The organism is Nonomuraea sp. NPDC003754, assembly GCF_053605785.1.
The window spans coordinates 20585-44733 of record NZ_JBSGJX010000052.1 but is presented as its reverse complement, the minus strand read 5'-3'; the positions used below and the strand labels follow the sequence as shown (position 1 = coordinate 44733).

The window sequence follows — 24149 nt, the reverse complement described above, 5'->3', positions numbered from 1 at the left end:
TGGCCTCCGCCCACAGGACTCCGGGAGTCCGACGGGGCGATGTTCGTGCTGGTTCGCTGTGGTTCATGTCATAAGTTGAGCCAGCGTGGGTGTTGCCAGCGCGTATGCGGTTTTCGATATGCCGACGATATGCGTCGGCTCGTAGCCTCGGGGGCATGCGCGTGTTGATCGTCGAGGACGAGCCCTTCCTGGCAGAAGTCATCCGCGATGGCCTACGTCTGGAAGCGATCGCCGCCGACCTCGCCGGTGACGGTCACACCGCTCTGGAACTGCTGAGCATCAACGCCTACGACATCGCCGTCCTCGACCGCGACATCCCCGGCCCCTCCCACGACGAGATCGCCGAACGCATCGTCGCCTCCGGCAGCGGCATGCCCATCCTCATGCTCACCGCTGCCGACCGGCTCGACGACAAGGCCTCCGGGTTCGATCGGCGCCGACGACTACCTCACCAAGCCCTTCGCGATCAAAGAACTCGTGCTCCGTCTCAGAGGGCTCGACCACAGGCACGCCCACAACAGGCCACCCGGGCGAGAGATCGCCGGCTTGCGGCTGGATCCGTTCGCCGCGAGGTCTACCGCGACGGCCGTTACGTCGCGCTCACCCGGAAGCAGTTCGCCGTGCTCGAAGTCCTCGTCGCGGCCGAAGGCGGTGTCGTGAGCGCCGAAGGACTCTTGGAGCGAGCGTGGGATGAGAACGCCGACCCCTTCACCAACGCCGTCCGCATCACCGTCTCGGCACGGCGCAAACGGCTCGGCGAACCGGGGATCATCGCCGCCGTCGGCGGCGCCGGGTATCGCATCGGCACTCAACCAGACACCCGGACGTGAGGGAGGAGACCGTGGACAGAGCGCCTGGGTTGAGCGTTCGCCTCAAACTCACCCTCAGCTACGCCGGCTTCCTCATGCTCGCTGGCGTCTTGCTGCTCGCCGCCGTGTGGGTCTACTTCCTGCGAGGCCTACCCGATGATGCGATCTACACCACCGGTGACTTGATGATCGACCGCTCCGCCATCCTGCGTTCGTTCACTCCGGTCGCGGCCATCATGTCGGCGTTCCTGCTGGTATTCGGTCTCCTGGGAGGATGGATTCTCGCCGGCCGGATGCTCGCTCCCCTGGCCCGCATCACGGACGCTACACGCATGGCCGCGAACGGGTCACTTTCCCACCGGATCCAGTTGGAAGGCCGCAAAGACGAGTTCCGCGAACTCGCCGACGCCTTCGACGCCATGCTCGTACGGCTTGAAGCACACGTCGCCGAACAGCGGAGATTCGCCGCCAACGCCTCGCACGAACTGCGCACCCCGCTGGCGATCTCGCAGTCACTTCTCGATGTCGCCCGCAATGATCCGACACACGACCATGGCGAACTCGTCGACCGCCTTCACGCCGTCAACGCTCGAGCGATCGACCTCACTGAGGCGCTACTCGCGCTCAGCCGCGCCGGCCAGAGGTCCTTCACCCGAGAACCTGTCGACCTGTCCCTACTCGTGGAAGAGGCCACCGAAACACTGCTCCCGCTCGCCGAGAAACGCGGTGTCACCATCGATACCTCCGGTGACATCACCCCGGCTGTCGGGTCGCAGGCGCTCCTGCTGCAGATGACGACGAACCTTGTGCACAACGCCATCGTGCACAACCTGCCCGAACAGGGCACTGTTTGGGTCAAGACCAGCGTCCGCCCCGAGACCGTGGTACTCACTGTCGAGAACACTGGCGAGAAACTCTCCCCGCGGCTGGTCTCGACACTCACCGAACCGTTTCAGCGCGGCACCGAACGAATACGCAACGACCACGCAGGCGTCGGCCTCGGCCTGGCGATCGTCAAGAGCATCACCCAAGCACACGACGGATCCCTCACCATCGTCCCGCGCCCTGCGGGCGGACTCCGTATCGTCGTCCAACTGCCTACCCCCCACCACCACATACCGCCAAACAGTCAGGTACCGCAAACCTGGTCACGTACGGCCACATAACCGGATTAGCCGAGAGAACTCTGCAACCGCGTAGCCTGACGGCCCCAATAAGAAACCCTTCCAAGATTTCACGTCGTCGCGTCCTCGTCGCCGTCGTCCGGCGCGGCTCGCGGCCGGTCGAGCAGGATGATCCCGGACGTGGTGAGGGCGTCCGGCTCGCCTGCCGCGCGGGGTCGGAGGCGGGGCGATGCTCTGGAGCGTCTCCGCCGGCTCGATGCTCATCGCGCGCCCCTGGCCGAGGTCGCCCCGCGCGGCAGGTGGCGGACGGCAGGCTGGCCGCCGGTGGCGCCGCCGCCCACGGCAGTGATCAGCGTCGACCGGGTCCGGTCGATCTGGTCATGACCGGCTCGACCGGAAGCCGTCGATCAGCCCGAGCACCGCCGCATGAGCATGCTCTTCTCCCAGCAGTCACCGAAGTCGTAGCGGTAGCCGAGCCCGTCGCCTGCCTCGGGCGCGAGTTCGGCGTGGTTGTGGCCTTGGCATCGCGCGGCGGGGGTGGTTCGCGGCGATCCACGAGCGCCTGCCTCAGCGAGCGCTGCTGGACATCCTCACGCGCACCGCCTACCTGCTGAGATGGCACCGCCACTTCGGACCGGCTTCGGGCTCTGATCCCAAGATCCGCGACGCGACGGGCCGCTATGTGCTGACCGCCTTCTCCCACGGCACCCTGTTGGCCCCACCCAGGTCGCCGCGCACATGCGGGGCCAGGTCAGCGTGCACGAGCTGAGCCTGGCGGGCAACAAGCACACCACCGCCAGCAAAATCGACGCCGCGTCGGTCGATGTCATCAACGCCCTCAACCAGCTCGACGTCGCCGGCGTCCGGGGTGACGCGAAGCTGGGGTGACGGGAAGACGGTCGCGGCCGACGGCTCCCAGATCGGCACCTGGGAGGACAACCTGCTGGCCGAGACCTCCATCCGCTACGGCGGCCATGGCGGCATCGCCTACCGGCTCGTCTCCAACACCTACATCGCGCTGTTCTCCCGCTTCATCGCCTGCGGGGTGCGGCAGGCGGTCTACTTGATCGATGGGCTGCTGAAGAACGCCTCCGACATCCAGCCCGCCACTGTCCCTTCGGTCTCGGCGCCCTGCTCGGGTTCGACCTGCTGCCAAGCATCCGCAACTGGCATGACCTGGTCTTCTACCAGCCGGATGAGCAGGTCCACTACCAGCACATCGACTCCCTGTTCGGGGCGGAGGCGGTCGACTGGAAGCTGGCCGAGACCCACTGGAGCGACCTGCTGCGAACCGCGATCTCGATCCGCGAGAACAAGCTGTCATCGGTGACGCTTCTGCGCCGCCTGGGCGACCACTCCCGCAAGAACCGCCTGTATCGCGCCTTCCGCGAGCTCGGCCGCGCCATCCGCACCATCACCCTGCTGCGCTACCTGTCCGAGCCGGCCCTGCGCGAGCAGATCACCGCCATCACCAACCGCACCGAGGCCTTCCACGGTTTCGCCGACTGGCTGATGTTCGGCGGCAAGCTGATCAGCCACAACGACCCCGACCACCACGAGAAGGTCGTCAAGTTCACGAGCTGCTCGCCAACTGCGTCATCTACTCCAATACTCCAACGCCTGCGACCTCACCGACGCCGCCAACGCCCTGGCCGCCGAAGGCCACCCCGTCGACCTGGACGACCTGGCCACCATCTCGCTCTACATCACCCACACCATCCGCCGGTTCGGCAATCGGACCCTCAACCTCAGCCCGCCGACCAGGCACCCGCCAACCGGCTGGACCTGGAACCGCGTGTCCTGTTCGGAGCTTCACCCGCCCCCTGACAGCGGCAAAAATGCACTCGCTCGACCCACCGGGGGCCCGCTAGTGTCGCGCGGATGAGCAACGTTTCTCTGCCGCTGCTCTGGCTGTCGGGGCCTACGGGAGTCGGGAAGTCCACGGTTGGCTGGGAGGTGTTTGCGCAGCTGAGTCGTGCCGGCGTCAAGACGGCGTTTGTCGACGCTGACCAGATCAGTCTGTGCTACCCCATGCCAGAGGGCGTGACGCATCGCCTGCGCGCGCGGAATCTGGCTGCGATGTGGCCGAACTTCCGGCAGGAAGGGGTGCAATGTCTGGTCCTTGCGGGCTTCGTTGACACTCCCGAGGAGGTTCGTGAGTACACCGTCCTTCTTCCTGAGGCCACGTTCACCGTGTGCCGACTGCGCGTCGATAGCGCTGAGCTCAAGGAACGGTTCCTCGCGCGGGGATGGCGTCCGGATCTGGTAGAGGAGGCGGTCGTTGAAGCGGAAACCCTGGAACGCAGCGACTACGCCGACGTGTGCGTGGATACGGGCGGCTTAGTGGTGTCAGAGGCGGCCCGGCTGGTCTGTGAGCGTGTGGGGGGATGGCCGGGTATCCTCCCCGCCGCGACGTTCCACAGTGTCGTCGACCCGCAGCACCCCCCGACCTCGGTGGATGCCGCACCCGTTTCCGTGCCGGTACCCGTGCTGTGGCTGTGCGGTGCTACGGCGGTTGGGAAGTCGACGGTCGGCTACGAGATTTTCATGCAGGTCTACCGGACCGGCGTGCGTGCCGCCTATGTCGATGTGAAGCAGATCGGGGCGCTGCGTCCCGTCGCGGACGACGACGTGGACAGCCATCGCCTCAAGGCCCGCAACCTTGCGGCCATCTGGGCGGGATATCGTGCGGCGGGTGCCCAGTGCCTGATCGTCTCCGGGGAAGCCGACTCCGACGACATTGTCCGCGGCTACGCCGAGTCGCTGCCCGGAACCGCCTTGACCGTGTGCCGCTTGCATGCGGGGCCAGAAACGCTGGCTGAGCGCGTCGCGCAGCGTGGCCGGGGAGGCGGGCCGGCCCTACCGGGTGATGAGCTGAAAGGGCTGAACTCGGACACCCTGCACCGTATCGCCGAACGAGCGGCGTTCGAGGCCAAGGTGCTCGACAGCGCCGGGGCAGGTGATCTGCGCGTTGACACCGACGGTCGGTCGGTGAAAGCGGTGGCCGCGGACGTACGGGCTCGCGGCGACAACTGGCCGAATCTCTTCCCCTGAACGCAGTCCTCTCGAGCAGGGTCAGCCGCCACGGACAGCGAAATCCCCAGTCTGACGGCTGAGGAGAGCCCATACCGATCACGGTAGCCGGGCGCACTCCCGCACAACGATGCGTTGGAAGGTACGTTCGCGGGCACGCCGTTCGCCATGCGGCTGCGCTACACCCGCACCTGGGTGCATACCGACGAGCACGGCCCACGCCAGCCCGGCATAACGTCACTCCCGCCTGCGCTATCATTCATGATCGTGTCGATGTGGTTGCACCTGGCGAAGATCGATGTCGAGCTGCTGGAATCCGTTCGGGCGAACCCCGACCTGATCGGCGCGATCTTCTTCGACGACGGGCAGGCGCCCGTCGGCTTCCATCATGAAGCCGATATGTTCGGAGATGACTACCGAACCCTCGATGCCGTCGCACAGAGCAGAGCCGAGGCCGAGCATGAGAGTGCGCAGTGGCGGGAGTGTTATCCCTGGCTCGCGGCGGCGACCGGCGAGACCGGTGAGAACGACGTGGAGGGCTACGAGTTCGACTACGGCCCGGCGTTCGTCCTCGATCCCGGCCAGGTGACGGCGATCGCGCAGGGCCTGATGGGCGAGGGATGGGGATTCGGCGCCGCTCGACGGGACGCGGCGGACGGCGCTTATGAGGGGTTCGAGGACCTCGGGCCGTTCTACGCGGCGGCGGCACGAGAGGGCAAGGCCATCGTGGGCGGGGTGAGCTGACCCGCTGCCGTGGCCACCGCACCGCTTCCGACGGGCTTTGCGCCAGAGCCAAAACCTGTGGCCGTGCCTTGCTAGGCGCCCGCAAGGTGCCAATCATGGTGGAGAAGACATCCGGAGGGCGCGCCCACGCCGATGATGAACGTCGGCCAGGGGCCGCTCATCTGACCGTAAGCGGCGGCCGCCACCAGCGCGCCCAGCAGGCATGAGCGCCCAGCACGAAGGTCCGCGCCCAGAACCGCTCCCGTTCCTCGGGTTCTCCGGGCCTGACGTGCAGGAGGGCGTGCGCGCGCTGCGCGAGAAGCGGCCGCCGAGCTTCTAGCTGCGGAAACGTCACTCACGGGTGTAGACGCAGGTGCCGCCGCCGCAGGACGGGTCGGCGTTCCAGGCGTCGTCGTAGGAGACCGTGCGGTGCCGCTTGATCGCGCCCGACTTCACCACGGCCTGGTGGTGCCCCGGCGGCACCAGGCCCTCGAAGTGCTTCACGAAGTTGCCGAGGATGTTCCTGTAGTAGATCCGGTGCCGGGCCCAGAGGTTGCTCGACGAGCTCTGCGGGGTGCAGTTGGCGACGTAGCTCTCGGCGATGCTCTGTTTGAAGCCGCCGAAGTCGAACGTGCTGTACGACTTGGCCGGCAGGCCTGGCACGCCGTCGTCGTGCCAGAGCGTCCAGCCGAAGGGCGACCAGGTGCAGGTCGACGTGCCGGAGCGGACCGCGCTCGCCGGGGCGGTCAGGCCGTCCGCCGTGACCGGCTCGCTGGTGATCCTGCGCCGCTGCAACTCGGCGGGCAGGGCGCCGGACCGCCTAAAGCCGGATGTGCAGACGACTACGGTGATGAGGCCAAGGCGTCACTGTATGGACGACTCCGCCAATGCCTGCCCGCCAAATCAAAACAACAGCGCGAGCGCCGGACCGGGCTGTCCTTCGACGAGCTCAACCATGTACGGCACGCCTCGGCCTTCAAACCACCGATCCTGATATTTGCTGACACGGACGACACGGGGGTGCCGATCGGGCCAGCGCCAGAGCCCGGCCCGATCTCGTCACCCTCGTCCAGACCTGCGGCGGAGGGCACGTGGGTCAGGGAATGTGAATCCCGCCGCCTACGATAAGGCGTTGGAGGAGTTCGTCACGCGACCTTGGACTCCGGCGCCTTCCAGGTGTTGCACGCGCCCGGAGTGCCCTTGGTGTAGCCCTGCGTGAACCAGTAGAGGTCGTTGGCGCTGAGCTTGTCCTTGTTGAAGCGGTCGCGCCAGTCCTTATCCTCCGGCGTGGGCTCCTCGGCCTTCAGCGTGGCCTTCCAGTTCTTCGACTTTCCGCCCAGGGCCTTGAGCGTCACGCCGGACAGGCACAGCCGCTGCATGTCGAAGCGACGCCCCTGCTCCTCCAGCTGCTTCTCATCGGCGTCGTTCGGCATGCCCCAGTAGGCCGCACCGATGCCCGTCTGGCCCATGACCACGCCGCTCCAGGCCTGGGCGACCTGAGTGAGGATCGGCAGGTCGTCCTTGGCGCTGATCCAGTCGGCGCCGAGCTGAATCTGGAGCTGGGTGTAGCAGCTGGTGACGAACGAGCCGGTGATCTCTATGCCGTTGTAGCAGGAGCCCTTGTCGTGAGTGGCCTTGATATCGGTCTTGACCGGCTTGAAGTCGGGGATGAACGGCCCCCAGGCGTCGTTCAGGCAGCCGACGAGGGTGTTCAGATATTTGGTGGTCGAGGACTTCGTCGTGCCTTTGCTCAGCTTGCAGCTGATCTTGGGGAGCTTGCCCTTCTTGTACAGGGCGTTGTGGGTCAGCTCGGGGACGCCCTTGACCGGGTAGGCGGCTGCCGCACCGGAGAACGCCATCAGTCCGGCCGCCGTGGCAGCCAGCACGCGGATCATCATGAAGCGGGATGTTAGGGGGGAAAGCTTGGCACGGTCTACACAGATGAGGAGACCTTCGAGCTGGGCACCGTCCAGGTGTTGCAGGCGCCGGGGCCGCCTGCCTGGCCCCTCGCTCGAACCAGCGGCGTTCGTCGCCCTTCGGACTCGTCTTCAGCGGGCGGCCGAGCGCCTTGTTCGAGGCGCCTGCCAGGCAGACTCTCTGCAGGAAGTAACGGCGGTCGAGCTCCTTCTGGTCGGTGTGGTCGTCCATGTCGAAGAACGCCCTCTGGATGCCGGTTCGATGTCGACCGAGGTCTTCTTCGTTCCCTAAACCCTGTCCAGGCAGGCGACTCAGAAGTCGGGCCTGGTGGCTGGCCGGCCGCCGTTGCCGGCGGATTTCTGCTGGGCTTTCCGAGGCTGCTGTTCAACCAGGCCGTCGCCGTGTTGCCGATGGGCGAGACAGCTCTGCTGTTCAACCTGATCCCCGTGCTGGCCGGACCACCTGGAGCGGGTGCGGGCCCGCCTGTGGGACGGGTGAGCGCGCCTGCCGTATCGGCGATGCTCAGGACGGGGTGTGCCGGCCCGTCAGGCTGCGTGAATGGGCCGTCCGATAGTGCGAGGGCGGGATGCCGTACCGGCCGACGAAGGCCTGACGCAGCGACTCCGCCGAGCCGAATCCACACCGTGCGGCCACGACCGGCATCGGCAGCGACGTCTCGGCCAGGAGGTGGGCCGCCGCCTCGATCCTGGCACGGCGGACGAACTGCCCGGGCGCCTGGCCCAGGTGCTCCATGAACAGGCGCGTCAGATGCCGCACGCCGACGTTCGCGACGGCCGCCAGCGCGGCCGTGCTGAGATCGCCGCCCAGGTCGGCGTGCACGTGGTCGACGACCCGCCTGACCACGTCGTGGTCGGGCGGCGGCGCCTCGGTGAAGATGCTCATCTGCGCCTGGTTGCCCGGCCGCTGCAGGTAGGTCACCAGCTCACGGGCCAGCAGCCGGGCCAGGCCGGCCCCGTGATCCTCCTCGACCAGCGCCAGCGTCAGGTCCAGCGCGCTGGTGATGCCCGCCGACGTGGCCACGGTGCCGTCCCTGATGTAGATCGGCGCGGGGTCCACGACGGCCTTCGGGCTGCGCTCGGCGAGGTCGCGCGCGAAACGCCAGTGCGTGGTGACGCGCTTGCCGTCCAGCAGCCCGGCGGCCGCCAGGATGCTCGCGCCGGTGCAGACCGAAGCGGTGCGCCGGCTCACGCCCGCCAACCGGCGCACGTGGCCCACGATCACCGGGTTCGCGGCGGCGCGGGTGTGCCCCCAGCCGCCGGAGACGAACAGCGTGTCGAGCGGCCCGGTCACCTTCTCCAGTGCCTGCTGGGCGTTCAGCGTCAAGCCCGTGGCGCAGTCGACGGGACGGGCGCCCGGGCTGACCACCACCGTCCGGTACGGCTCCCGTAACGAGCCGATCACGTTCGCCATCGCCAACGTGGTGGTGACGCAGGCGATGTCGAGCAACTCGGCATCCTCGTAGGCCACCACCGCCATCGGACGTTCCCGCATGAGATCACCCTAGGGCGCCTCGCCGGCCTTCCGGCATCACCCTCACAGGAGGATCAGGATGCCCACGCCCAGCGTGAGGTCGAGCACGCCGCACCACTCGGCGAGTGACCTGCTCACGACGGCGTTCGCCCGCCAGTGGTGCCAGTCCCATACGGCGTGCGCGATCAGGGCGCCGGCCACCAGGTATCCCGCCGAGCCCGGCACCACGTATTCGGCCGTCACCGCCAGCGCGCCGAAGGCGAGCATGGCCGGCACCTGCCATCCGGAGGGCGGCGCGCCGCGGAACCGGCCGGCCAGCAGGGACCCCACGACGAGTACGAGCGCGGTGCTGACCAGCACCGGCCACGGATCGACGTCGAGGACCCGGAACCCGAACAGGACCGCGACCAGCACGCCGAGAGCCGGCCACGCGACGCCGCGCCTGCCGGCCAGCGCGCAGGCCTGGTAGACCATCGCCGACAGCAGGACGACCACGGCGAGCTCGCGGCCGTCCTTCAGGTCGGCGAGGTTCACGGCGGCGAAGGCCAGGGCGAACCAGGTCGGCCAGCGCGCGGCCAGGGCCCTCCCCATCTGGCCGGGACGGGACAGCGGGTGCGTGCCGTTGCCGGCTGATACCGGAGCAGGACGATTCATGGGTCCACGGTGCCCCGGCGCGCGGCCCCGGCCGCCGATCCGGACGAGCAGATGTCCGAAAACCTGGGATGCCGGTCTTTCCGGCAGGGGAACCTTCCTGCCGGGGTCCGTGTCACGGCCTACGGCAGGTCGGCAGTCCCTCGCGGTAGGTCGGGTAGGCGGGCGTCCACCCCAGCTCACGCTTGGCCCGCTCCGAGGAGATCCTGATGCGGGTGCCGGCCATCAGCGCGTGCATGTAAGGGGTCGCCCTCAGCATCCACGCGGGCAGCCGCATCGGCGCCGCCGCGCCCGCGACCTCGGCCAGCGCGCCGACATACGTGTCGAAGGCCACCGGCTCGTCATCGGCGATGTTGTACGGCCGGCCCGCCGTACCCCGCTCCAGCGCGGCGACGGCGGCCGAGGCCGCGTCCCCGATGTGGATCAGCGAGACGACCCCCGCGGGGCGGACGGCCGGCAGCAGGCGCTTCCTGGCCATGTCCATGAGCGTCCAGGTGGAGACCTCCGGGCCGTAGAACATGCCGTAGCGCAGCGCCACGCCCTCGATGCCCGGGGTGGAGAAGGTCTGTTCCTCGTTGGCGCGCATCGAGCGCATGTGCACGTCGAAGCCCCTGCCCTGGCCGGGCTCGGCGAACGGGCGGTCCTCGGTGACGGGCTCCTCGCCGTGGTCGCGGTAGCCGTACCCGAGGAAGAACGACTGGGTGACGAAACGGTGCGCGCCGACCTTCCGGGCGGCCCGCAGCAGGTGGGCCGTGCCCTGGTCGCGCAGCCGGTCGGTGGCGTGCAGGTTCCGGTGGAACATCGGCATGCCGGTGATGGCCGTGGCCTGGTGGATGACCGCGTCGGCCCGCAGCCCGCCGACCGCGGCCAGGAGCGCGTCGCCGTCCATCAGGTCGGCCACGACGGGCGTGGCTCCGGCGGCGACGAGCCTGGTCGCGCCGCGGGCGGACCTGGTGATGCCGAGCACGTCGTGGCCGGCCTCGCGAAGCTGGGCGACCAGCGCGGTGCCGAGGGTGCCGGTGGCGCCGGCGAGCAGCACTCTCATGCCTGACCCCCCTTGCGCAGCGCGCGCAGGCGCGCGACGAGCGCGATCCCGGCCAGGGCCGAGAAGAGCGCCAGGACCCACCAGTCGGAGGGACGGCCACCGCCGAGCTTCAGGTCCAGCGCGTGGTTGACGGCGTGGAAGGAGTTGGCGACGACGAACCCGGTGAGCACCACGGCGATGACGTCCCGCCACCACAGGGCGGCGAGCATCATGACGCCGATGCCCATCTGGAACACCCCGGCGTCATGCAGGAAGTGCACGTGGTTGGGCCAGTTGGCCCAGGCGGCGAAACCGGCCGGGTCGATGCGCATCCATATGCCGGTGACGAGCATCGTCGCCGCCGAGACGACGATGGCGATCCTGATGAAGAGATCTCGCACGATGGTTCCTCTCGTTGGGCTTCCACGAACAGGACGGGCCGGACGAGAGCGGCTGTGACACGACATGCCGGTGATGTGGATCACAGATCACCAGGACCTGCGCTGAACGGATATCTATGCACAAACTGGGCACGGGTCGGGGTGGGGGAGACGCCATGACAATGCGGGGAGGAATCATGACCGATACCCAGACTCGCCCGTCTGAGGCGCGCCCGTCCGGCGAGCTCACGCTCGACCTGCCGCTGGTCACCATCCAGGTCCGCCGGCCGGCGCTGCGGATGCCGGCCATGCCGCACATCGAGCTGCCGCATCTGGAGCTGCCCAGCCGCCAGGAGGTCGGTCATGCCGTGGATGTCGCCCGGACGTTCCTGCCTCCGCCCGAGCGCATCGCCTACTACGGCGCGCTGGGCGCGCTCGCGGCGTTCGGCGTGCTCGAGTGGCCGGTGGCGGCCGCGATCGGCGCCGGAACGATGATCGCGCAGCGCAGGCGCGAGGAGCGGGACCGCGAGGTGAAGGCGTTGCCGCCCACCGCGACGAGCACCGCCGACACCACCGCGCCGAAGACCACCGTGCCGAGGACCGCAGCACCGAAGACCACGGTGCCGAAGACCGCAGCACCGAAGACCACCACGGCGAAGGCCACGACGGCGAAGGCCGACACAGGCAAGGCCGATATCGCGAAGTCGGACACAGGAAAGGCCGACACAGGGATGTCGGACAGGGAGAAGGCCGAGGTGGCGAAGGCGAGCACGGCGAAGACCACCGCCGCGCGGGGTTCCGCCAAGCGGAGGGCCGCCTCCACCGGCTCCCGGGCGCGCTCGGGCGGGTGAGGCCGGCCTCCTCCAGGCCGCGGAGTCGCCGGTCGCGCGTCGCCCAAGCCCCCTGACTCTTACCGGGACGGCGCCGCTTCCCGGCACCCGAGCCCATGCGGTTGGACCGCTACGCGCAGCTGGGACATCGCGTCGCGCAGGCGGTCCGGCCGAGCCCGGCCTAGCCGATGACGAGCCCGGGGACGGCTGCTCTGCCGTACGCCGGCAGCGGGTCGGTGTCGATGCCCGCGTCCCCCTGCGAGAGCGGCGTGTGCCGTCCCCTCTGGCAGGACCCCACCTGCGGCCCGGCGGCGCCCTTCCGCACGTCGGCGCGAACGGCCGGCGAGTCCCGGCGGGAAGCCGGCGGCGCTCGGCCGCGGGCGTCCTTGTCGCGACGAGCGTCCGGACGACGTTCGGTCTGCACGACAACCGGCTCGAGTTCAGCCACATCGGTGACGGATCGAGCGGGTCGGCATCAGGGTCGGCCTGAGCGAGGCCGTCGTGGACCGCGGCGCGGGCCGGCAGCGCCCCGTCATCGGCGTGCGGTCAGTGCGCCTTCTCGCCCTTGGCGTTGAGGGCGTACCACTCGGCGCCGAACGCCTCCTTGTCGTGCCCGTACACGTCGCCGGGCTTCTTGTCGTCGTGGTAGCGGTAGAGCGGCCACTTGCCGTAGACGACCTGGGTGCCGTCGTCGGTACGGTCGGCGGTCTTGAGCAGGTCGGCCTTGGCGCCTTCCGCGGCCTTGGGCTCGCCCTTGGTCAGGTAGGGCGGCCACTCCTTGGCGCACGCGTCGTAGCAGGTGGGCTTGCCGTCCTTGTCCTTCTCGAACATGTAGAGCGTCATGCCCTTGTCATCGACAAGGATCTTGCCGATGCTCGACGACGCGACGCGGACCGCGGCCGGTTGCATCGGCGTGGCCACGGCCGGGTGGACCGCGACCTGCTCGGAGGTGCGTTGCTCGGCTGTGCCGCCGCAGCCCGCGATCACGAGGAGGGCGGCAGCCGGCACGAGTAGTTTCCTCATGGAAGCACAACGTAACCGGTCGCCCGCCGGTTCAGCCGGACGGCTCCGGCGGGCAGCCGTAAAGCTCTGGCGCGGGAATGGTCAACGCCGCGGGCGGGCGGTGCCGCGCCTGGCGACGGCCATGGAGCGGGGTGAGACGTGCCGGTCTCACCGGGAGAAGAGCCGGTCGAGATGGGCGGTGAGCAGGTCCACGGCCGTCTGACCGGCGTACTGCCCGGCCAGCACGCTGGACTGCAGTCCGGTGATCAGCGCCAGGAGGATGGCGGCCGCCGTGTGCGGATCCTCGCCCGCGGTGACCTGGCCCGCCTCGTGGGCCTGCCGGATCCGTTCCGCCACGAAGTCCCGGAGCGCGTTGGCGTAGGTCAGCCCCTCCGGCGCGAGTTCGGGCTGCGTGAGCGTGAGGACGTAGTGCGCCTGATAGGCCAGCACGATCCGGCGGCCCTCCTCATCGGTCGGGATCAGGGCGCTCAGCCCGCCGTACAGGAACGCGCGGGTGGTGTCGTCCGTTGTCGCGGTGGGGGTGCACAGGACCGCGTCGAACGCCTGCGGAACAGGTGTGTCCATGGTCGCACTCGCGTGATCGGATGCGTTCCAGCGACGCCACCGCAGGGTCGGACGAGCGCAGGTCCGTCAAGGTGACGGCAGCGTCGAGCCGGCGTCGGCGAGGGCCAGGCGTCCCGTCACGTTCGTCTGACCATGACGTAGAGCAGCAGGACGAACAGGGCCACCAGGGCGGCGCCCAGGAACAGCGCGAACAGCCGTCTCCTGGCCGGCTCGGCGCCTGGGGACGCCCGCTTCGACAGGCGCGCCTGCCTGGCCGCCAGGGCGTCCTCCCAGTCTGCGAGCGTGTCGCGGTCGGTGAACCTGCGGATGATCAGCAACAGGAACGGCAACGCCACGCCCGCCATGGCCATGGCGGCGCCGGGCACCCATCTGGACGTGGTCATCGTCAGCCGGATCCCGCCGACGACCAGGACGGCCGCGAGTCCGAGCGCCACGGCCGAGCGGCGGGTCAGGTTCATCGCCACCGCGGCCTTGACGGCCCCGAACGCCACGGACAGTGCGCTGATCCCCAGCTCCGCCGCCCCCTCACCGTCGGCGAGCCACTGCTCGAGGTAGCGCTCGCGCCGCGCCTTCCCGGGCAGGATGGCCGCGGCTGTGACGATGATGCCCCGGCTCAGCGCGTCCACCTCAGACGCCCGGCTGCGGCTGAGGCAAGCTCTGGCCGATCGGCCGGCGCGCGGTCGCGTACGTGGCGACGACGCGACGCGCGGCGGGCAGGGCGTCCCCCGTCAGCCGGTAGAGGCGCCGGCGGGGCCCTTCCCGCTCGGAGTCCGGCTCCCAGGTGGAGACCACCCATCCGCTGCGCTCCAGCCGGTCGAGTACGAGGTAGACGGTGCCCGGGGCCCGACCTGACGCCTTGGTGATCTCCAGCCCCCAGCGTGCGTCCAGGTCGGCCATCAGGGCCTCGACCACGTCCGCGGTAGCCGGTGTGATCCTCGACAGAGGCTGCATGATCGCCACTCTATTTCCCGCGTGGGGGATGTGGACGTGGCCGGGCTCCGCTCTTCCCGGTGCCGGGGCCGTCCTCGATCACCGACAGGACCGTCGCCTCGATCTCGTCAGCGTCGGCCGTCAAGGACCCCGGACCCGGATGATTAGGGACCTTTGTCCCTGGAGTGTCGACTGCACCGGTGGTGGACTCAGGAACCGTCCACTGCCTGGAGATTCGAAGGGCGACACCGTGTCGATCACCGATTACTTCACCCATAGTTTCCGCGCCGAGCACCGCCGGCTCCGCGATCTGTTGCTGTCGCTGGTGGACGCCTTCCGGTCCGGGGACGCGGCTCGGGTCAGGACCTTGGTGTCGTGCGTGTCGGCCGCGGCGGGGCCGTCCTTCCGCTACGAGGAGGAGGCCATGTATCCGGGCCTGGTCCCCATCGTCGGCCGGGAGCACGTGGCCAAGCTGTTCACCGACCACGACGGCGCCATCCGGGAGCTACGCGAGCTGAACGACGTGTCCCGAGCCGCCGAACTGGACACCGAGCGGGGCATCAGGCTCACGCGGGCGCTGCTGCGGCACGTCAGCGACTCCGACGGGCTGGCGCTCATGGCGGAGGTCATGCCGGAGGACGACGTGGTGCACATCCTGGCGTCCCGTGACGCCGTGGTCGAACGCGACCTCGACGTGCTGGCGTGGGCGGACCAGGTGCGGGGTCGGCGTGTCTGAGCCGCGGCCGGTCCTCATCCAGGGCGGGATGGGCGTCGGCGTGTCCGGATGGCGGCTGGCCCGGGCCGTGGCGCGGACCGGGCAGCTGGGTGTGGTCTCGGGGACCGCCCTGGACGCCACGCTGGCCAGGCGGTTGCAGCTCGGTGACCCGGGCGGCCACGTGCGTCGGGCGCTGGCCGCGTTCCCGGTGCCCGAGATCGCCGATCGGGTCCTCGGCCGCTACTTCGTCCCGGGCGGTTCGGGCGCCGGCGTGCCGTACCGGCCCATCCCGCGGCTCGGGCTGCGCGGCAACCGGTCGCGGGACGAGCTGACCGTGGTGGCGAACTACGTGGAGGTCCTGCTGGCCAAGGAGGGGCACGACGGTCAGGTCGGGATCAACTACCTGGAGAAGATCCAGCTGGCCACGCCCGCGGCCGTCTACGGCGCGATGCTCGCCGGTGTGGACCACGTCCTGATGGGCGCGGGGATTCCCGCGGAGATCCCGGGTCTCCTCGACGCTCTCGCGGCACATCGGCCGGCCGGGATCTCGGTGACCGTGGCGGGCGCGGAGGACACGCGGCACTCGGTGGGTCTCGACCCGGAACGGCTGCTCGGCCGCGGCCTTCCCGCGCTCCGGCGTCCCCGGCTGCTCGCGATCGTCTCCTCGCACGTCCTGGCCGCCTACCTGGCGCGGTCACCGCGGACCCGGCCGGACGGCTTCGTGCTGGAGTCGGCCGTGGCGGGCGGGCACAGCGCGCCACCCCGAGGGCCGATGCGGCTCGACGCGGCCGGCGAGCCCGTGTACGGCCCGCGCGACGAGGCCGACACCGCCAAGGTCGCCGCGCTGGGCCTGCCGTTCTGGCTGGCCGGCGGGTACGGCACGCCGGACGGGCTGGCGCGGGCGCGGGCGGCGGGAGCCGCCGGGGTCCAGGTGGGTTCGGCCTTCGCGCTCTGCCGCGAGTCGGGCCTCGACCCGAACCTGCGGCGCCTGCTGCTGCGCCGCATCGCCGAGGGCGACCTGACGGTGCGCAACGACCCAAGAGCCTCGCCGACCGGCTTCCCGTTCAAGGTCGCCGACCTGCCGGGCACCCTGTCCGACCCGGACGTCCATGCCGCCCGGCCGCGGCTGTGCGACCTGGGCTACCTCCGCGTGCCGTACACCAGGCCCGATGGCGCCGTCGGCTACCGCTGCCCGGCCGAGCCGGTCGAGACCTACGTCCGCAAGGGACGGCCTGAGCAGGAGGCGGCCGACCGGCGGTGCCTGTGCAACGGCCTGCTGGCCGCCATCGGCCTGGGCCAGCAGCGCGCCGACGGCTACGTCGAGCCCGCGCTGGTGACCCTCGGCCAGGACGTCGGCTTCCTGGACGGCCTGCCCGCGGATCATTCGGCCGCGGACGTGGTGGACCGCATCCTGCTGGGAGTGCCGGCATGACGGCCCCCGCCGTCTCCCCTTCGGCCACGCCCGCGCTGACGGCCGGGAACCTGGCCCGGCTCCATCACGCGGGTGCCGCGGCGATCTCGCTCAGCCTCGACGGCGCCACACCGCGGCGGCACGACGACTTCCGCGGCTACGACGGCGTGTTCCTCCGCACGATGTCGGCCTGCGCAGCTCGGCGGGAAGGGTCGGGCTCATCGGGGAGCGGCGTGTCCGCCGTCCGCCGATCGACGTCGACGCCGGTCGCGGCTTCGTGTTCGTCTCCCACACCGGGACCGTGCATCCGTCGGGTTTCCTTCCCCTGACGGCGGGCGACGTGCGGGAGCGGCCGCCGGCCGACATCTACCGGACGTCGCCGCTCTTCCTCGCGCTGCGCGATCCGAGCCGGCTGACGGGACGCTGTGGTGCCTGCGAGTTCAGGCTGATCTGCGGCGGTTCCCGGTCACGCGCCTACGCGTCGGGAGGTGACGTGTTCGGCGAGGAGCCGTGGTGCTCCTACCAGCCGGGCAGCTTCCCCTACCAGGACGATCTGCGACATCACGGTTGACGGACCCGATGCGGCCGGATGCCCGCCCCGACGGCTGATCCAGCCTGGGCGGGCGTTTCGTCGTTCACCTCGGCCGCTGCCCAGCCGGCCGGCATCCCGGCTCCTCCGGCTTCCCCCCGGGGAGCGTCTCGACGGCCGGTCGGAGCCGATCCAGAGCACCCACCCTGTCCGGCACCGGACGACACCGTCCGGGCCTGCGCCTGGAAGGGGCGGTGGAGCGGCCTGCGGAATCTGCGGGACCGGGCCGAGCGGCTGGGAGGGCGCTTCACCGTCGAACCACGCCAGGACGGCGGCACCCTCCTGCGCCGGCAGGTCTCTCTGACGAGAGCCTGAAGCGGACCTACGACCGCGCGGGCCTGGTCAGGCGGCGGCGATAGACGACGTACGGCCGCCACAGATAGGCCACGGGCGCCGACCACACGTGCACCAGCCGGGTGAACGGCCACATCGCGATGAACACCCACGCGGCCAGGGCGTGCAGCTGGTACACCAACGGCACGCCGGCCATGATCTCCGAGTCGGGCCGGAACGTCAGGATGCCCCTGAACCACACGGCCACGGTGGCGCGGTAGTCGTACCCGCCGCCGAGCAGGTTGCGCCCCACCGTCTCGGCCATGCCCAGCACGATGACCACCGCGAACGCGGCGAACATGGCCTTGTCCATCCGCGTGGTGGTGCGCCGTACCCGGGGGTTCACGAACCGGCGCGCCAGCAGCAGGCCCAGGCCCGCCATGACCATCACCCCGGCGACCGTCCCCGCGGCGATCGACACCACGTGGTAGAGATGCTCGGAGACGCCGACCGCCTCGGTCCAGCTCTTGGGCACCAGCAGGCCCATGACGTGCCCGCCGATGACGGCGAACATGCCGAGGTGGAACAGCGGCGAGCCGAGCCGCAACAACCTGCTCTCCAGCACCTGGGTGGTGCGGGTGGTCCAGCCGAACTGGTCGGTGCGCCAGCGCCAGACGTGGCCGACGACGAAGACCGTGATGGCGACGTAGGGGATGACGACCCAGAGCGCGACGCTCACGGCCGCACCTCCGTTCCGGTGAGGTACTCGGGTGGGGCGAAGGGGGCCAGGCCGACCTCCTCGTCGGGCGGTCCGGCCAGGGCGAGGTCGGCGACGGCGGACCGCTCGGCCGCCGTCAGGCCGGGCAGGGCCGCGCAGAGCGCGTCCATCACCAGCGCGTACGGCGAAGCCGCCTCGTGCAGCGCCGTGCGGATCAGCTCGAGGCCCTTGCGGTGCTGGCGCAGCGGCGCTTCACCGGTCGAGGGTCCGGCCAGGGCGGCGAACTCGCACACCAGGGGTAGGAAGTCGGGCAGCTCGTCGTCGGGCGGGGTGAGCCCGGAGACGCGGTAGCGCTGCTTGAGCGTCAGCAGGGCCATGCCGCGGCGGCGGGTGTCGCCGTGCAGGTAGTAGGTGAGGTAGAGGCTGGACCTGCGGCGCAGGTCGAAGGTCTCGACGTAGGCGCGTGCCAGGGCTGCCGGGTCGGCCTCGCCGTACCAGGTCGTGAACTCGGCGAGCGCCTCGCGTGAGGGGGAGGGCGGGAGCGCGGCGACGGCCTGCCGCAGGTCGGCGCGGGCGGCGAGCAACTGCTCGTCGGGGTACTGCAGGAGCAGCGAGACCAGCCGCAGCAGCGTCGCGCGGTCCTGAGCGACCGGCGCCGGGCGGCGTGACAGCAGTTTCACGTGGGTTCCTTCCTGACGAAGAGCTTGAGCGCCATGCGCCCGTCGGAGCGGCGGCCGGTCACGCCGGTGGGGTGGAAGTCGTTCATGCCAGGCCCGCCCTCGACGTCGAGGCTGCAGCCGTCGGCCTGGGCCGACAGGGCGGCGGCGTCCTCGCGGTGGGCGGCGGGCACCACGTAGCGATCGTCGTACTTGGCGATGGCCAGCAGCCGGTACATCTCCTCCATCTCGGCCGCGGTCATGCCGGTGGCCTCCAGCAGGTCGGTGGCGACGGTGCCGTCGAGGGTGCGGTCGCGCATGTAGGCGCGCATGGCCGACAGCTTCATCAGCACCCCGGCCACGACCTCGGTGTCCCCGGCGGAGAACAGGCCGGCCAGGTACTCCAGGGGGATGCGCAGGTCGGTGATGGCGTGGAAGACGTTGTCGGGGTCGTCGGCGTCGGCTCCCAACCCGGTCACGGCGTCGAGCACGGGCGACAGCGGCGGGATGTACCAGACCATGGGCAGCGTCCGGTACTCCGGGTGGAGGGGCAGCGCCACGCGGTACCGCATGGCCAGCTCGTAGATGGGCGAGCGCTGCGCGGCGGCGATCCAGTCCTCGCTCATCCCCGAGGCCCGGGCGGCCGCGATCACGTCGGGGTCGTGGGGGTCGAGGAAGACCCGGCGCTGGGCCTCCAGCAGGTCCTTTGGGTCGGGGACGCCGGCCGCCTCCAGGACGGCGTCGGCGTCGTAGAGGATCAGGCCGATGTAGCGCAGCCGTCCGACGCAGGTCTCGGCGCACACGGTCGGCTGGCCGGCCTCGATCCGGGGGAAGCAGAAGGTGCACTTCTCGGCCTTGCCGGTCTTGTGGTTGACGTAGACCTTCTTGTAGGGGCAGGACGAGACGCACATGCGCCAGCCGCGGCAGCGGTCCTGGTCCACCAGGACGATGCCGTCCTCCTCCCGCTTGTACATCGCGCCCGACGGGCAGGCGGACACGCAGGCCGGATTCAGGCAGTGCTCGCAGATGCGCGGCAGGTGGAACATGAAGGTCCTGTCGAACTCCATCTTCACCCGCTCGGTCATGGCGGCGAGGTTGGGGTCGGCCGGGGCGTGCTCGGGGGCCCCGCCGAGGTCGTCCTCCCAGTTGGCGCCCCACGTGATGGCCATGTCCTGCCCGGTGACGGCGGACTTGGGGCGGATCACCGGGGTGTGCGGCCCGGCGGGGGCGTTGACGAGGGTGTCGTAGTCGTAGGTGGCCGGCTCGTAGTAGTCGTCCAGGCTCGGCAGGTCGGGGTTGGCGAACAGGTTGACGAGCCGCCTGATCCGGCCGCCGGCGCGCAGTTCGAGCCGTCCGCGGCGGTCGAGCCGCCAGCCGCCCTTCCAGCGGTCCTGGTCCTCGTACCGCTTGGGGTAGCCGACGCCGGGCTTGGTCTCGACGTTGTTGAACCAGACGTACTCCACGCCGTCGCGGTTGGTCCAGGTCTGCTTGCAGGTGACGGAGCAGGTGTGGCAGCCGATGCACTTGTCCAGGTTCATCACCATGGCCACCTGGGCGAGGACGCGCATCAGTAGGTCACCTCCTGGCCGCGGCGGCGGATCACCGTGATCTCGTCACGCTGGTTGCCGGTCGGGCCGTAGTAGTTGAAGGCGTAGGTGAACTGGGCGTAGCCGCCGATGAGGTGGCTGGGCTTGAGCAGCAGGCGGGTCAGCGAGTTGTGGACGCCGCCGCGCCGTCCCGACTTCTCCGTCAGCGGCACGTTCACGTTGCGGTCCTTGGCGTGGTACATGTACACGGTCCCGGTGGGCATGCGGTGGGAGACGACGGCGCGGGCGACGACCACGCCGTTGCGGTTGTAGGCCTCGATCCAGTCGTTGTCCGCGACGCCGATCGCCGCGGCGTCGGCCACGCTCATCCAGATGGTGGGCCCGCCGCGCGAGAGCGCCAGCATGTAGGCGTTGTCCTGGTATTCGGAGTGGATGGACCACTTGGAGTGCGGGGTCAGGTAGCGGACGGTGACCTCGGCCGCGCCGCCGTCGCCCTGCTCGCCGTAGTGGCGGTGCATGTTGAGCGGCGGGCGGTAGGCGGGCAGCTGCTCGCCCAGCTCGGTGATCCAGTCGTGGTCGAGGAAGAACTGCTGACGTCCGGTGAGGGTGTGCCAGGGCTTGTCGCGCTCGACGTTGACGACGAAGGCCGAGTAGCGGCGCCCGCCGGTCTCCGAACCCGACCATTCGGGGGAGGTGATGACCGGCTGCGGGCGCGACCGGGTGTCGGCGAAGGTGATCCGCTTGCCCTCGTGCTCGGCCGCCAGGTCGGCCAGCCGCGTGCCGGTGCGCCGCTCCAGCGTCTCGAAGCCCTGCGTGGCGAGCCGGCCGTTGGTGGTGCCCGACAGGGCGAGGATCGCCTCGCACAGCCGCTCGGCCGTGGCCAGTGAGATCCGCCCCTCCGGGGTGACGCCGTTCTGGCTGCGCAGGTAGGTCAGTTCGGGGTCGACCCGGTAGGTGATGCCCTTGGTCGTCAGGCCCAGCTCGGCGAACAGCGGCCCCACGGACCGCACCCGCTGGGCCACGGCCGCGTAGTCGCGCTCGACCGTGACGATCTTCGGCATCGTCCGCCCGGGGACCGGCTCGCACTCGCCGTACTTCCAGTCACGCACCCGCCCGCCCGGCTGGGCCAGCTCGTCCGGGGTGTCGTGCGTCAGGGGTACGGCAAGCACGTCGGTGCGCCGCCCGAGGTGCCCGGCGGCCAGCTCGGAGAAGCGGTCGGCCAGCGTCAGGAAGGCGTCGTAGTCGCTGCGGGTCTGCCACGGCGGCGCGATCGCGGGGTTGAAGGCGTGGATGAAGGGGTGCATGTCCGTGGTGGACAGGTCGTGCTTCTCGTACCACGTCGCCGCGGGCAGCACCACGTCCGCGAACAGCGCGGTCGAGGTCATCCGGAAGTCGATCGTGGTGAGCAGGTCGAGCTTGCCCTCGGTGGCCTCCTGCCGCCAGGTCACCTCGGCGGGCCGCAGGCCCTCCGGGGTCTCCTCGTTGCGGGTCTCGGCGTCGGTGCCGAGCAGGTGCCGCAGGAAGTACTCGTTGCCCTTGCCCGAGGAGCCGAGCAGGTTGGCCCGCCACACCGTCAGCACGCGCGGGAAGTTGGCCGGATCATCCGGGTCCTCGGCGGCGAACCGCAGCCGGCCCGCCTTCAGCTCGTTGACCACGTACTCGGCCACCGGCAGACCGGCCGCCGCGGCCTCGTCGGCCAGCTCGAGCGGGTTGCGGTTGAACGTGGGGTGCGAGGGCAGCCAGCCCAGCCGCGCCGCCTGGGCGTTGCAGTCGGCGAAGGACCTGCCGGCGAACATCCCCGACCCCAGCGGGCTGGCCAGCTCGTCGGCCTTGATGCGCTCGTAGCGCCACTGGTCGGTGGCCAGGTACCAGAACGCCGTGCCGGCCATGTGCCGGGTCGGCCGCTGCCAGTCGAAGGCGAAGGCCAGGTGCTGGAAGCCCGTCACCGGGCGCACCTTCTCCTGGCCGACGTAGTGCGCCCAGCCGCCGCCGTTGACTCCCTGGCAGCCGGTCAGCAGGACCAGCGTGAGGAAGGACCGGTAGATCTGGTCGGAGTGGAACCAGTGGTTGGTCCCCGCGCCCATCGCGATCATGGACCGGCCGTCCGTGCGCTCGGCGTTGCGGGCGAACTCCCTGGCGATCCTGGCGATCGTGGCGGCGGGGACCGAGGTGATCTCCTCCGCCCAGGCGGGAGTGTACGGCTGGGCCGCGTCCTCGTAGGACTCCGGCCACTCGCCCGGCAGGTCGCGCGCCACGCCGTACTGGGCCATGAGCAGGTCGAAGACGGTGGTGACCAGCAGGCCGCCGACCTCGGTCGCCGGCACGCCGCGGCGCATCACCGAGCCGCCCTCGGTGGCGCCCTCGTCGAAGCGGGGCAGGTCCACCGGCACCGCCTGGGTGCTGCGATCGATCAGGCTCAACACCGGCTGCTTGCCGTCCAGGCCGAGGTTCCAGCGGCCCTCGCCCTCCTGGCCCCACCGGAAGCCCAGCGAGCCGTTCGGCACGACGGTCTCACCGGTCTCGTCGTCGAGGAAGACGGTCTTGAACTCGGCGTTCTCGCTCTGCTCGCCCAGGTCGGCGGCGGTGAGGAAGCGGCGCGGCACGTACGCGTGGCCGCGGCGCTCCAGCGTCACCAGGAACGGCAGGTCGGTGTACTTGCGGACGTAGTCGGTGAAGTACGGCACCTGCCGGTCACGGAAGAACTCGGTCAGCACCACGTGCCCCATGGCCATGGCCAGCGCCCCGTCGGTGCCGGGGTGCGGGGCCAGCCAGTCGTCGGCGAACTTGACGTTGTCGGCGTAGTCGGGACTGACTGCGACCACCTTCGTGCCCTGATAGCGCGCCTCTGTCATGAAGTGGGCGTCCGGGGTGCGGGTGACCGGGATGTTGGACCCCCACATGATCAGGTAGCGGGTGTTCCACCAGTCCGCGGCTTCGGGAACGTCTGTCTGGTCGCCCCAGACCTGCGGGGAGGCGATGGGCAGGTCGGCGTACCAGTCGTAGAACGACAGCAGCGTCCCGCCGATCATGGACAGGAACCGCGTGCCGGCCGCGAACGACGCCATGGACATGGCCGGGATCGGCGAGAAGCCGGCCACGCGGTCGGGGCCGTACTCCTTGATGGTGTGCACGTGCGCGGCGGCCATCAGCTCGAGCACCTCGTCCCAGGTGGAGCGGATGAAGCCGCCCTTGCCTCTGGCCCGCTTGTAGGCGCGCGCCCGGTCCGGGTCGCCGGTCAGCTCGGCCCACGCCAGCACGGGGTCGCCGAGCCTGGCCTTGGCCTCGCGCCACATCTCCAGCAGCACCCCGCGCACGTAGGGGTAGCGCACGCGCGAGGGCGAATAGGTGTACCAGGAGAACGACGCGCCACGGGGGCAACCGCGCGGCTCGTACTCCGGCGAGTCCGGCCCCACCGACGGGTAGTCGGTCGCCTGGTGCTCCCAGGTGATCAACCCGTCCTTGACGAACACGTTCCACGAGCACGAGCCGGTGCAGTTCACGCCATGCGTGGACCGCACCACCTTGTCGTGGGCCCAGCGGTCGCGGTAGAAGCGGTCCCACGCGCTGGGGTCTATCTGGTGCAGGGTGCGCCCGTCGGCCGACACCTCGGCCTTGGTGAAGAACGTGCGGGCGGCGAGCAACGGTCCCATGCCGGGGACGCTGCCGATACGAGGTAGGCCATCGGGCTTTGTGGTCATGGATCATCCTCATCGCGAAGAGCAACAGGCATGCTCAAGGGTT

Annotated in this window: 22 protein-coding genes and 2 pseudogenes; 10 read left to right on the top strand and 14 right to left on the bottom strand. The window is 70.1% G+C overall.

Annotated features, from left to right (window positions below; genetic code table 11):
* Positions 1 to 155: 155 nt before the first annotated feature.
* The 6 genes and pseudogenes from ACWEVS_RS40205 to ACWEVS_RS40180 all read left to right on the top strand — a co-directional run bounded on the left by ACWEVS_RS40205 (position 156) and on the right by ACWEVS_RS40180 (position 5710).
* Positions 156 to 830: pseudogene (locus ACWEVS_RS40205) on the top strand (response regulator transcription factor).
* A gap of 11 nt (positions 831 to 841) precedes the next feature.
* A complete protein-coding gene (locus ACWEVS_RS40200) occupies positions 842 to 1975 on the top strand; it encodes a sensor histidine kinase (RefSeq protein ID WP_452556041.1) in 1134 nt (377 codons plus the stop codon).
* A gap of 714 nt (positions 1976 to 2689) precedes the next feature.
* Complete coding sequence (locus tag ACWEVS_RS40195; RefSeq protein WP_452556039.1) at positions 2690 to 2821, top strand: hypothetical protein; 132 nt, start codon at positions 2690 to 2692, stop codon at positions 2819 to 2821.
* Positions 2802 to 3760: pseudogene (locus ACWEVS_RS40190) on the top strand (Tn3 family transposase). Before ACWEVS_RS40195 ends, ACWEVS_RS40190 begins: the two are co-directional and overlap by 20 nt.
* Positions 3761 to 3814: 54 nt before the next feature.
* Positions 3815 to 4987 (top strand): hypothetical protein, encoded by a 1173-nt coding sequence (locus tag ACWEVS_RS40185; RefSeq protein WP_452556037.1) that lies wholly within the window; start codon positions 3815 to 3817, stop codon positions 4985 to 4987.
* A gap of 114 nt (positions 4988 to 5101) precedes the next feature.
* Positions 5102 to 5710 (top strand): hypothetical protein, encoded by a 609-nt coding sequence (locus tag ACWEVS_RS40180; protein ID WP_449929779.1) that lies wholly within the window; start codon positions 5102 to 5104, stop codon positions 5708 to 5710.
* A 330-nt stretch (positions 5711 to 6040) separates the two neighbouring features.
* On the opposite strand, the gene ACWEVS_RS40175 is transcribed toward ACWEVS_RS40180, so the two are convergent.
* From ACWEVS_RS40175 to ACWEVS_RS40150, 6 genes are all read right to left on the bottom strand, one after another.
* Positions 6041 to 6484 (bottom strand): hypothetical protein, encoded by a 444-nt coding sequence (locus ACWEVS_RS40175; protein WP_452419570.1) that lies wholly within the window; start codon positions 6482 to 6484, stop codon positions 6041 to 6043.
* Positions 6485 to 6834: 350 nt separating this feature from the next.
* Positions 6835 to 7587: a hypothetical protein gene (locus tag ACWEVS_RS40170; protein ID WP_452556035.1), complete on the bottom strand. Its 753-nt coding sequence runs from the start codon at positions 7585 to 7587 to the stop codon at positions 6835 to 6837.
* Positions 7588 to 8128: 541 nt separating this feature from the next.
* On the bottom strand, positions 8129 to 9118 hold the full coding sequence (locus ACWEVS_RS40165; protein ID WP_452556033.1) for a GlxA family transcriptional regulator: 990 nt from the start codon (positions 9116 to 9118) through the stop codon (positions 8129 to 8131).
* Between the two features lie 42 nt (positions 9119 to 9160).
* Complete coding sequence (locus ACWEVS_RS40160; protein WP_452556031.1) at positions 9161 to 9751, bottom strand: hypothetical protein; 591 nt, start codon at positions 9749 to 9751, stop codon at positions 9161 to 9163.
* A 112-nt stretch (positions 9752 to 9863) separates the two neighbouring features.
* The gene (locus tag ACWEVS_RS40155) at positions 9864 to 10793 is read right to left on the bottom strand and encodes an NAD-dependent epimerase/dehydratase family protein (RefSeq protein ID WP_449929791.1); all 930 of its coding nucleotides are present in this window, start codon (positions 10791 to 10793) and stop codon (positions 9864 to 9866) included.
* Positions 10790 to 11173, bottom strand: a complete 384-nt coding sequence (locus ACWEVS_RS40150; RefSeq protein ID WP_449929793.1) for a hypothetical protein — start codon at positions 11171 to 11173, stop codon at positions 10790 to 10792. The genes ACWEVS_RS40155 and ACWEVS_RS40150 overlap by 4 nt, the downstream gene beginning before the upstream one ends.
* 176 nt (positions 11174 to 11349) lie before the next feature.
* Between ACWEVS_RS40150 and ACWEVS_RS40145 the strand changes: the two genes are divergently transcribed.
* A complete protein-coding gene (locus tag ACWEVS_RS40145) occupies positions 11350 to 12003 on the top strand; it encodes a hypothetical protein (protein ID WP_452419573.1) in 654 nt (217 codons plus the stop codon).
* Positions 12004 to 12528: 525 nt separating this feature from the next.
* Here the strand turns inward: ACWEVS_RS40145 and ACWEVS_RS40140 are convergent.
* The 4 genes from ACWEVS_RS40140 to ACWEVS_RS40125 form a co-directional block, all read right to left on the bottom strand.
* Positions 12529 to 13005, bottom strand: a complete 477-nt coding sequence (locus tag ACWEVS_RS40140; RefSeq protein WP_354911522.1) for a COG4315 family predicted lipoprotein — start codon at positions 13003 to 13005, stop codon at positions 12529 to 12531.
* A gap of 147 nt (positions 13006 to 13152) precedes the next feature.
* Positions 13153 to 13569, bottom strand: coding sequence for a TetR family transcriptional regulator C-terminal domain-containing protein (locus ACWEVS_RS40135; protein ID WP_449929796.1), 417 nt, complete (start codon positions 13567 to 13569; stop codon positions 13153 to 13155).
* Positions 13570 to 13685: 116 nt separating this feature from the next.
* Positions 13686 to 14195, bottom strand: coding sequence for a hypothetical protein (locus ACWEVS_RS40130; protein WP_452556028.1), 510 nt, complete (start codon positions 14193 to 14195; stop codon positions 13686 to 13688).
* A gap of 1 nt (position 14196) precedes the next feature.
* Positions 14197 to 14520 (bottom strand): helix-turn-helix transcriptional regulator, encoded by a 324-nt coding sequence (locus ACWEVS_RS40125; protein ID WP_452556026.1) that lies wholly within the window; start codon positions 14518 to 14520, stop codon positions 14197 to 14199.
* 229 nt (positions 14521 to 14749) lie between these two features.
* Here ACWEVS_RS40125 and ACWEVS_RS40120 point away from each other — a divergent pair, with 229 nt between their 5' ends.
* The 3 genes from ACWEVS_RS40120 (at position 14750) to ACWEVS_RS40110 (ending at position 17196) form a co-directional block, all read left to right on the top strand.
* Positions 14750 to 15235, top strand: a complete 486-nt coding sequence (locus ACWEVS_RS40120) for a hemerythrin domain-containing protein (RefSeq protein WP_354911511.1) — start codon at positions 14750 to 14752, stop codon at positions 15233 to 15235.
* Positions 15228 to 16646, top strand: coding sequence for a nitronate monooxygenase (locus ACWEVS_RS40115; protein ID WP_452419579.1), 1419 nt, complete (start codon positions 15228 to 15230; stop codon positions 16644 to 16646). Before ACWEVS_RS40120 ends, ACWEVS_RS40115 begins: the two co-directional genes overlap by 8 nt.
* Before the next feature lie 280 nt (positions 16647 to 16926).
* Positions 16927 to 17196, top strand: coding sequence for a hypothetical protein (locus ACWEVS_RS40110; RefSeq protein ID WP_452556024.1), 270 nt, complete (start codon positions 16927 to 16929; stop codon positions 17194 to 17196).
* 340 nt (positions 17197 to 17536) lie between these two features.
* Here ACWEVS_RS40110 and narI read toward each other — a convergent pair whose 3' ends face one another.
* From narI to ACWEVS_RS40090, 4 genes are read right to left on the bottom strand one after another with little or no spacing between them, the layout of a single operon-like run.
* Entirely contained in the window at positions 17537 to 18226 is a 690-nt protein-coding gene (gene narI / locus ACWEVS_RS40105) for a respiratory nitrate reductase subunit gamma (RefSeq protein ID WP_452556022.1), read from the bottom strand.
* The gene (gene narJ, locus ACWEVS_RS40100) at positions 18223 to 18885 is read right to left on the bottom strand and encodes a nitrate reductase molybdenum cofactor assembly chaperone (protein ID WP_452556020.1); all 663 of its coding nucleotides are present in this window, start codon (positions 18883 to 18885) and stop codon (positions 18223 to 18225) included. Before narJ ends, narI begins: the two co-directional genes overlap by 4 nt.
* Entirely contained in the window at positions 18882 to 20429 is a 1548-nt protein-coding gene (narH, locus tag ACWEVS_RS40095; protein ID WP_452556018.1) for a nitrate reductase subunit beta, read from the bottom strand. Before narH ends, narJ begins: the two co-directional genes overlap by 4 nt.
* Entirely contained in the window at positions 20429 to 24058 is a 3630-nt protein-coding gene (locus ACWEVS_RS40090; RefSeq protein WP_452419582.1) for a nitrate reductase subunit alpha, read from the bottom strand. The genes narH and ACWEVS_RS40090 overlap by 1 nt, the downstream gene beginning before the upstream one ends.
* Positions 24059 to 24149: the final 91 nt, after the last annotated feature.

Coding starts and splice junctions, on each gene's coding strand:
- ACWEVS_RS40185 (WP_452556037.1), top strand. CDS start 3,815: ATGAGCAACGTTTCTCTGCCGCTGCTCTGGCTGTCGGGGCCTACGGGA.
- ACWEVS_RS40160 (WP_452556031.1), bottom strand. CDS start 9,751: ATGAATCGTCCTGCTCCGGTATCAGCCGGCAACGGCACGCACCCGCTG.
- ACWEVS_RS40170 (WP_452556035.1), bottom strand. CDS start 7,587: ATGATGATCCGCGTGCTGGCTGCCACGGCGGCCGGACTGATGGCGTTC.
- ACWEVS_RS40090 (WP_452419582.1), bottom strand. CDS start 24,058: ATGGGACCGTTGCTCGCCGCCCGCACGTTCTTCACCAAGGCCGAGGTG.
- ACWEVS_RS40165 (WP_452556033.1), bottom strand. CDS start 9,118: ATGCGGGAACGTCCGATGGCGGTGGTGGCCTACGAGGATGCCGAGTTG.
- ACWEVS_RS40145 (WP_452419573.1), top strand. CDS start 11,350: ATGACCGATACCCAGACTCGCCCGTCTGAGGCGCGCCCGTCCGGCGAG.
- narH (WP_452556018.1), bottom strand. CDS start 20,429: ATGCGCGTCCTCGCCCAGGTGGCCATGGTGATGAACCTGGACAAGTGC.
- ACWEVS_RS40125 (WP_452556026.1), bottom strand. CDS start 14,520: ATGCAGCCTCTGTCGAGGATCACACCGGCTACCGCGGACGTGGTCGAG.
- ACWEVS_RS40155 (WP_449929791.1), bottom strand. CDS start 10,793: ATGAGAGTGCTGCTCGCCGGCGCCACCGGCACCCTCGGCACCGCGCTG.
- ACWEVS_RS40135 (WP_449929796.1), bottom strand. CDS start 13,569: ATGGACACACCTGTTCCGCAGGCGTTCGACGCGGTCCTGTGCACCCCC.
- ACWEVS_RS40140 (WP_354911522.1), bottom strand. CDS start 13,005: ATGAGGAAACTACTCGTGCCGGCTGCCGCCCTCCTCGTGATCGCGGGC.